The sequence below is a fragment of the Hymenobacter agri genome, assembly GCF_054778495.1.
The window spans coordinates 1-832 of record NZ_BAAGZM010001095.1 but is presented as its reverse complement, the minus strand read 5'-3'; the positions used below and the strand labels follow the sequence as shown (position 1 = coordinate 832).

At 66.3% G+C, this 832-nt stretch carries 1 pseudogene; it reads right to left on the bottom strand.

Annotation, left to right across the window (positions count from 1 at the left end):
• Window positions 1-832 (bottom strand): annotated as a pseudogene (locus tag ACYVDE_RS24685) (PKD domain-containing protein); the annotation flags it as partial.

Below are 832 nucleotides of genomic sequence, written 5' to 3'. Positions count from 1 at the left end.
GGTGCCGCCGGCCGGCGCTCCGCCCAGGGCAATGGGTCCGGCATCGAGGCACACAAAGCGGCGCGGGCCGGGGTCGGCCTGCAGGATTTCAAAGTTCATCTTAAACGCGCCGTTGTTGCAGTTCGAGCTGCCGTTGCGAATGGTATAGGTACTCGCGCTGGGCGGCAGCGGAAAGCCCTGCGTGCCCCGGCAGCTGGCGCACACGGCCTGGTACACCACCCCGCGCTTGTCGAAGCGCGACGTGCCGCCATCCACGTGCTCGCCCGTGGGGGCATTTTCGCCGAAAAACGTGGCGTACTCCAGCCGGGTGAGGCCGGGCGAGAATTGGGCTAAGTAAAAATCCGAGCCGTCGGTGGTGCGCTGCACGGCGTTGCTGGTGGTGGGCAGGCCGTAGGTGCTGCCGCCCAAGTAGCTTGCGTTGTCGGCTCCGCCCCAGCCGCTGATGTACACCCGCTCGCAGTCGTCGACCAGAAACGCCGTGGGTACTAGGTTGGGCCGTTGGGTGGCTGGACCCATGGGAGTGCCGAAAGTAATGCTGAGTAAGCCCGTAGTCAGGTCAGCATTAAGCTTTTGAATAAACTGCGGGGCGCCGGGTATGCTGGCCAGTCCGGCAGTGGTGGGGTAGAGGCCCAGCGACTGGCCCAGCACGTACACGCCACCCGCAGCATCGAGTTGCAGCAACTGGGCCAAGTCGAGTTCGTTGGTGCCCAGGTAAGTAGTGCGCTCCAGCGTGCGGCCGTCGGCGCTGATACGGGCCACGAACCCATCGGCCACGCCACCCGGCGCGGTGGCGCGGTACGCCCCGGCTGTACCCGGCAGGCTGGCCGAGGTG